Here is a 6,768-nt window from a genome sequence, read left to right as displayed (position 1 = left end):
GCCCTACCAACCCCTTCTGGCTTCGATGAACTGAAGCGTAACAGCTGTCGAAAACTGCGTAACTCGTTGTTTACCAAGGAGTTTTCCGTTTCGACTGCGCCGGAAGTGGGGCGAATTATAGACGTCCAGGATCTGCCGTCAACCTCTAATTACGCCTTTCTTGCAGAAGGTGCCTTTTTAACGATTAAACGTGGAATTCGGCGGGTTACAGGCGGCAATCTCAATACTAATAACAACGCACCTATAGAAGCGTAGATCGCCCACTCCCTCAGATCGGCGCGAACGATCCACAACATATGCAGTAACCCAAGCCCGAGAATCACATAGACCAACCGATGCAGTCTTTTCCAGCGAACGCCCAAATGCCGCTGACTGTAACGATTGGAGGTAACCGCCAGCGCCAACAAACCAAGAAAACCCAGCACCCCGACGATAATGTACGGCCGCTTGCGCAACTCGATACCCAGTTGTGACCAATCAAAGCCGAGGATGAACGCCGTATAACCGCTCAAATGCAAAACCACATAGGCGAAACACCACAACCCCAACTGCCGTCGGACAGCTATCCACCCCGACCAACCGGTGAGCTTCTGCAATGGCGTCATGCTTAACGTAATGAGCAGCAGGACAAGCGTCCCCAACCCTAGACGATCAACCAGCACCTTTCCTGGATCAGGCCCCAGCACATCCGCCCAGGCTTGATACAACCAAAGCAGCGGCCAAACAGCTGCGGCGATAAAGACACCAATACGCCAGAACAGATATCGCATCAGTAATTCTTCCGCAGATCGAGCCCTGCATATAAAGAAGCGACTTCATCCGAGTAGCCGTTGAACATTTGCGTGTCCCGCACATTGGGCTTGAACAGACCGCTCGGCAAACGCCTTTCCCGTGCCTGCGTCCAACGCGGGTGGTCGACTGTCGGGTTCACGTTCGCATAAAAGCCATACTCATTCGAGGCAATGCTCTGCCAGGTGGTTTTCGGCTGCTCACTGACCAGGCTGATTCGCACGATGGACTTGATGCTCTTGAAGCCGTATTTCCACGGCACCACCAGACGTAGCGGCGCACCGTTCTGATTGGGCAACTCACGTCCATACATGCCTACAGCGAGAATCGCCAACGGATTCATCGCCTCATCCAGACGCAGCCCTTCTACATATGGCCAGTCGATCAAGGCGAAGCCAGAACGTTGTCCAGGCATACTCTTGGGATCTTGCAGGGTTTCAAAGCGAATAAATGTCGCATCCTTGAAAGGCGTGATTGCTTCATCCTTGACGTTGACCGCCCCCCATTTAGTGGAAGGCAGTTTTTCGGCAAACCAGGACGGCGCCTTGCCAGGCTCGACATCGGCATAACGCGCAGCATCGTCGGCACTCGCCCAGCGCGGCAGCGTACTCACAGCCAAACCGGCAACGGCCGCGCCTAATACATTGCGACGAGAAAGGTAGAGAGATTCAGGCGTGACGTCTGACTCATGACAGTCAGACGCTTTGGGGACTTTGATCAGCATGGCAACTCCGCAGCATTGGAGGACAGATGCACCCATAGACTGCGGAGTATGAGGGAAATTACATCACTCGGCTTTTTTGTGCCGACGAAGACGCAGCAGGTACTGCACCGGCCCGGAAGCCGCATAGGCAAGGAAAACCAGCAGCAGGATGCGCGGCGGATCACTGAATACAACGGCAAATACCAGCACCACTGCCAGGATCGCGACAAAGGGAACGCGCCCCTTCAAGTCCAGCTCCTTGAAGCTGTTGTACTTGATGTTACTGACCATCAGCATGCCCGCGGCGGCAACCATCAGTGCAACCAGGAACGACATTTTGGAACCCTGAATGCCGTAATCGCTGAACGCCCAGACAATGCCCGCGACCACACCGGCCGCGGCCGGGCTGGCCAGACCGATGAAGTAGCGCTTGTCGGCGGTGCCGACCTGCGTGTTGAAGCGTGCCAGGCGCAACGCMGCACCCGCCACATAGATGAAGGCGACCATCCAGCCGACTTTGCCCATATCGCCCAAGGCCCAGCCGAATGCCAGCAAAGCCGGCGCGACGCCAAAGGCAACCATATCCGACAGCGAGTCGTACTCCGCACCGAAGGCGCTTTGGGTGTTGGTCATGCGAGCGACGCGACCGTCGAGGCCGTCGAGCACCATGGCAACGAAAATCGCGATCGCGGCAAACGCAAAATACTTGCTCGCGCCGATTGCATCACCGGCACTCAAGGCGCTCTGGGCGCTCATCGAGTTGATGATGGAATAGAACCCTGCGAAGAGGTTCGCAGTGGTGAACAGATTCGGCAGAAGATAGATACCACGATGCCGGACTTTACGGCCWTCAGCGTCATGCCCTTCTTCGATGTGCTCATCGATGGGCAGAAGGCTTTCGGCGTCAGAAGCCTGCTTTGGCTCTTCGGGACGTTCGCTCATGGACATTACCTTGCAACGGGGTGGAAAGTTTCGACAGGTGTCTGGGACGACGGTTCGACCGCAAACGATGCAGCTTTATACCAGAACCGGCGGATCCAAACGAAAAAACGCGGCCTAGGCCGCGTTTTCCGTACAAGCTCGTGACTTAGTTCTTGGCTTTGTCGACGATCTTGTTGGCACCGATCCACGGCATCATGGAGCGCAGTTGCTCACCGATGATTTCGATACCGTGAGCGGCGTTGTTACGACGCTTGGCGGTCATCGAAGGATAGCCGGTGGCGCCTTCGCTGATGAACATCTTGGCGTATTCGCCGTCCTGAATACGTTTCAGGGCGTTGCGCATGGCCTGACGGGATTCGGCGTTGATTACTTCCGGACCTGTCACGTACTCGCCGTACTCAGCGTTGTTGGAGATCGAGTAGTTCATGTTGGCGATACCGCCTTCGTACATGAGGTCAACGATCAGCTTCAATTCGTGCAGGCATTCGAAGTAGGCCATTTCCGGCGCGTAGCCAGCTTCAACCAGGGTTTCGAAACCGGCTTTTACCAGCTCAACGGTACCGCCGCACAGAACGGCTTGTTCGCCGAACAGGTCGGTTTCGGTCTCGTCCTTGAAGGTGGTTTCGATGATGCCGGTACGACCGCCACCAACGCCGGCAGCGTAGGACAGTGCAACGTTTTTGGCGTTGCCCGAAGCATCCTGGTAGATAGCGATCAGGTCAGGGATACCGCCGCCTTTGACGAACTCGGAACGCACGGTGTGGCCCGGAGCTTTCGGCGCGATCATGATCACGTCGAGGTCAGCGCGCGGAACAACCTGGTTGTAGTGGATCGCGAAACCGTGGGAGAAGGCCAGGGTGGCGCCTTTCTTGATGTTCGGCTCGATTTCGTTCTTGTACAGCGAGGACTGGAACTCGTCCGGGGTCAGGATCATGACCAGGTCGGCAGCTGCTACGGCGGAAGCAACGTCAGTCACTTTCAGGCCGTGGGCTTCAGCTTTGGCAACGGTGGCCGAACCTTTACGCAGGCCAACGGTAACGTCAACGCCGGAGTCTTTCAGGTTGCACGCTTGAGCGTGGCCTTGGGAGCMGTAACCAATGATGGCAACTTTCTTGCCCTGGATGATCGACAGGTCGCAGTCTTTATCGTAGAAAACTTTCATGAATTTCCCCTTTATATCTGGCCCTCAGGCCATTCGCTAATTTGGTTTAGATGCTCAGTACTTTGTCGCCGCGGGCAATCCCGGTGACGCCACTGCGTACGGTTTCCAGAATCGAGGCAGTGCCGATCGATTGAATGAAGCTGTCGAGCTTGTCGCTGGTACCGGTCAATTGAACGGTATACACGCTGGCGCTGACATCAACGATCTGCCCACGATAAATATCGGTGGTGCGCTTGATCTCGGCGCGCTGGGCGCCGGTGGCCTTGACCTTGACCAGCATCAGTTCGCGCTCGATGTGAGCACTCTCCGACAAGTCGACCAGTTTGACCACTTCAATCAGCTTGTTCAGGTTCTTGGTGATCTGCTCGATGATTTCATCATGGCCGACAGTGGTCAGCGTCAGACGCGACAAAGTCGGGTCTTCGGTTGGCGCCACGGTCAGGCTTTCGATGTTGTAGTTGCGCTGCGAAAACAGGCCGACTACACGAGACAGAGCGCCCGGTTCGTTTTCCAGAAGCAGGGAAATAATGTGCCGCATGATTAAGTACGCTCCGTCTTGCTCAACCACATATCACGCATGGAGCCGTCTTTGATCTGCATCGGGTAGACGTGCTCGCTGGTGTCAACCGAGATATCGATAACCACCAGGCGATCTTTCATGGCGAACGCCTCCTCCATCTTCGACTTCAAATCTTTCGAGTCGGTGATGCGCACGCCAACGTGACCATAGGCCTCTGCCAGTTTGACGAAGTCAGGCAGCGATTCCATGTAGGAGTGCGAGTGACGGCTGCCATAACTCATGTCCTGCCACTGGCGAACCATACCCAGCACGCCATTGTTCAGGATGACGATTTTTACCGGCAAACCGTATTGCAGGCAGGTCGACAGTTCCTGAATGTTCATCTGGATGCTGCCCTCGCCTGTTACGCAGGCGACATCGTCATCCGGGAAGCTCAGCTTGATGCCCATGGCCGCCGGAAAACCGAAGCCCATGGTGCCCAGGCCACCGGAGTTGATCCAACGGTTCGGCTTGTTGAACTTGTAGTACTGCGCCGCGAACATCTGATGCTGACCCACGTCGGAGGTCACAAAGGCGTCGCCCTTGGTCACTTCGCACAGGGTTTCGATCACGGTCTGCGGCTTGATCACGCTGCCGTCGCCCTTGTCGTAAGGGAACAGACCGCGGTCACCGCGCCACTCATCAACTTGCTTCCACCAGCTGGCAACGGACTCCTTGTTCGGGGTCTCGCCGATTTCCTTGAGGATCGCGACCATTTCGGTCAGGACACTCTCGACCGGGCCAACGATAGGCACGTCTGCCTTGATGGTCTTGGAAATCGAAGCCGGGTCGATGTCGATGTGAATGATCTTGGCATTCGGGCAGAACTTGGCCGGGCCGTTGATCACGCGGTCATCGAAACGCGCGCCGACTGCAAGGATCACATCGGCATGGTGCATCGCCAGGTTGGCGGTGTAGCTGCCGTGCATGCCGAGCATGCCGATGAACTGACGGTCGGTGCCAGGGTAGGCACCCAGGCCCATCAGGGTATTGGTCACTGGCAGGTTGAGCATCTTCGCCAGCTCGGTCAGCGGCGCAGAGCCACCACCGAGGATCACGCCGCCGCCCGAATACAACACAGGGCGCTTGGCCGCCAGAAGCATTTCGGCTGCCTTGCGGATTTGCCCGGAGTGACCGCGAACGGCCGGGCTGTAGGAACGCAGCTTGGCTTTTTTCGGGAAGATGTATTCGAACTTTTCGGCCGGGTTGGTCATGTCTTTCGGGATATCGACAACGACCGGACCAGGACGACCGGATTGCGCCAGGTAGAACGCCTTCTTCATGACTTCCGGGATTTCCGAGGCGTGCTTGATCATGAAGCTGTGCTTCACGATCGGCCGGGAGATACCGATCATGTCGGTTTCCTGGAACGCATCGGTGCCTACCATGGTGCTAGGCACCTGGCCGGAAATGACCACCATCGGAATGGAGTCCATGTAGGCCGTGGCAATACCGGTGATGGCGTTGGTTGCGCCCGGGCCGGACGTCACCAGTACCACGCCGGCTTTACCGGTGGCACGGGCATAGCCGTCAGCCATATGGGTCGCAGCCTGCTCGTGACGAACCAGGATGTGGGTCACTTCCGGTTCTTTGAACAGGGCATCATAGACATGAAGAAGAGCACCACCCGGGTACCCGTAGATATATTTGACGCCTTCGTCACGCAAAAAGCGGACGAGCATCTCACCGCCAGATAAAAGCTCCACGTTGTTCACCTCTAAAACGCCAGAATACCGCCCACATACAAGAGGACGGGTCTTAATAGGTTTACTTCTCGGCAGAGCATGAGCGACGGTGGTCGCCGACTACGTCAGCACTGACTGAGCAAGTATTGGGATCGTCCCAAGTGTTGCGGGCCTTTCCCACCCAGCGCGAGGTAACGCGTTGCGGGTGTAACAGGTCGGCGCGGATGTGCGCCTCATGATCTGCCGAGTGGGTCTGCTTCTGGCAGTCCCTCTACAGCGGACTTTGGATTCTTCTGTTTCGCCCATCGCAAGTCAAGCCGTCAATGTGCTTTATTGAACTAAGCGCATGAGAACGCAAGAAAAAACCTTTAAACCGCAACTGTGTTAGCTTCAATTGCGCACCCCTGACAAGGAAATGGCATGAGAACACTCATCTTCACCGCCAGCTTGCTGATCAGCCTGAGCCCTTTGTGCATGGCGGGTCAGATCTATAAATGGGTCGATGCCCAGGGCGTCACCCATTTCGATGCGCAGCCGCCCCAAGGCCGGGAGGCCACCGTCATGGTCACGCCCTCCCCGCCCGTCGGCAAGCCGGGCGCGCTACCGCGCGGCAACGTCATCGGCGATCAAAAGGCCATCGATCACAAAGTGAAAAAGCAGGTCGCCGAGCAGCAGGCCCAGCTAAGAGTGTTCTGTGAACAAGCTCGGACGAACCTGGCTCAACTGCAGAACAATCCGCGATTGCGGGAGGAAGTCGACGGCGAGACGCGCCGCCTGACCGACCAACAACGTCAGGAGCGCCTCACCGAAGCACAGAAACAGATTGCGAAAAACTGCCAGTAAGCACTGGCAGTTTCCGATTCAGCGGGAGACGGTGATCAACGCGTCGAACTCTTTGAGCAAGACCTGAAGCTGCCGATCCTTGCCC

The 6,768-nt window shown here is 56.6% G+C and carries 7 protein-coding genes; 1 reads left to right on the top strand and 6 read right to left on the bottom strand.

Translation table 11 applies throughout. The features are described from left to right. Positions 1-149: 149 nt before the first annotated feature. From msrQ to AC1DLB_RS19875, 6 genes are all read right to left on the bottom strand, one after another. The gene (gene msrQ / locus AC1DLB_RS19900; protein WP_086945885.1) at positions 150-770 is read right to left on the bottom strand and encodes a protein-methionine-sulfoxide reductase heme-binding subunit MsrQ; all 621 of its coding nucleotides are present in this window, start codon (positions 768-770) and stop codon (positions 150-152) included. After that, complete coding sequence (gene msrP, locus AC1DLB_RS19895; RefSeq protein WP_477785499.1) at positions 770-1,513, bottom strand: protein-methionine-sulfoxide reductase catalytic subunit MsrP; 744 nt, start codon at positions 1,511-1,513, stop codon at positions 770-772. The genes msrQ and msrP overlap by 1 nt, the downstream gene beginning before the upstream one ends. A 63-nt stretch (positions 1,514-1,576) precedes the next feature. Continuing rightward, a complete protein-coding gene (gene pssA, locus AC1DLB_RS19890; protein WP_477785498.1) occupies positions 1,577-2,434 on the bottom strand; it encodes a CDP-diacylglycerol--serine O-phosphatidyltransferase in 858 nt (285 codons plus the stop codon). 145 nt (positions 2,435-2,579) lie between these two features. After that, positions 2,580-3,596 carry a ketol-acid reductoisomerase gene (ilvC, locus tag AC1DLB_RS19885; protein ID WP_477785497.1) on the bottom strand — a complete coding sequence of 339 codons (1,017 nt, stop codon included), beginning with the start codon at positions 3,594-3,596 and terminating at the stop codon, positions 2,580-2,582. Positions 3,597-3,642: 46 nt separating this feature from the next. Then, on the bottom strand, positions 3,643-4,134 hold the full coding sequence (gene ilvN / locus AC1DLB_RS19880) for an acetolactate synthase small subunit (RefSeq protein ID WP_003205610.1): 492 nt from the start codon (positions 4,132-4,134) through the stop codon (positions 3,643-3,645). A gap of 2 nt (positions 4,135-4,136) precedes the next feature. Then, a complete protein-coding gene (locus AC1DLB_RS19875) occupies positions 4,137-5,861 on the bottom strand; it encodes an acetolactate synthase 3 large subunit (protein ID WP_026286735.1) in 1,725 nt (574 codons plus the stop codon). A gap of 399 nt (positions 5,862-6,260) precedes the next feature. Here AC1DLB_RS19875 and AC1DLB_RS19870 point away from each other — a divergent pair, with 399 nt between their 5' ends. Then, the gene (locus AC1DLB_RS19870) at positions 6,261-6,683 is read left to right on the top strand and encodes a DUF4124 domain-containing protein (protein WP_064620345.1); all 423 of its coding nucleotides are present in this window, start codon (positions 6,261-6,263) and stop codon (positions 6,681-6,683) included. Positions 6,684-6,768: the final 85 nt, after the last annotated feature.

Source organism: Pseudomonas sp. 05N434 (assembly GCF_056396965.1).
The sequence above is the reverse complement of the archived record's forward strand: the minus strand, read 5'-3'. Positions and strand labels throughout refer to the sequence as shown.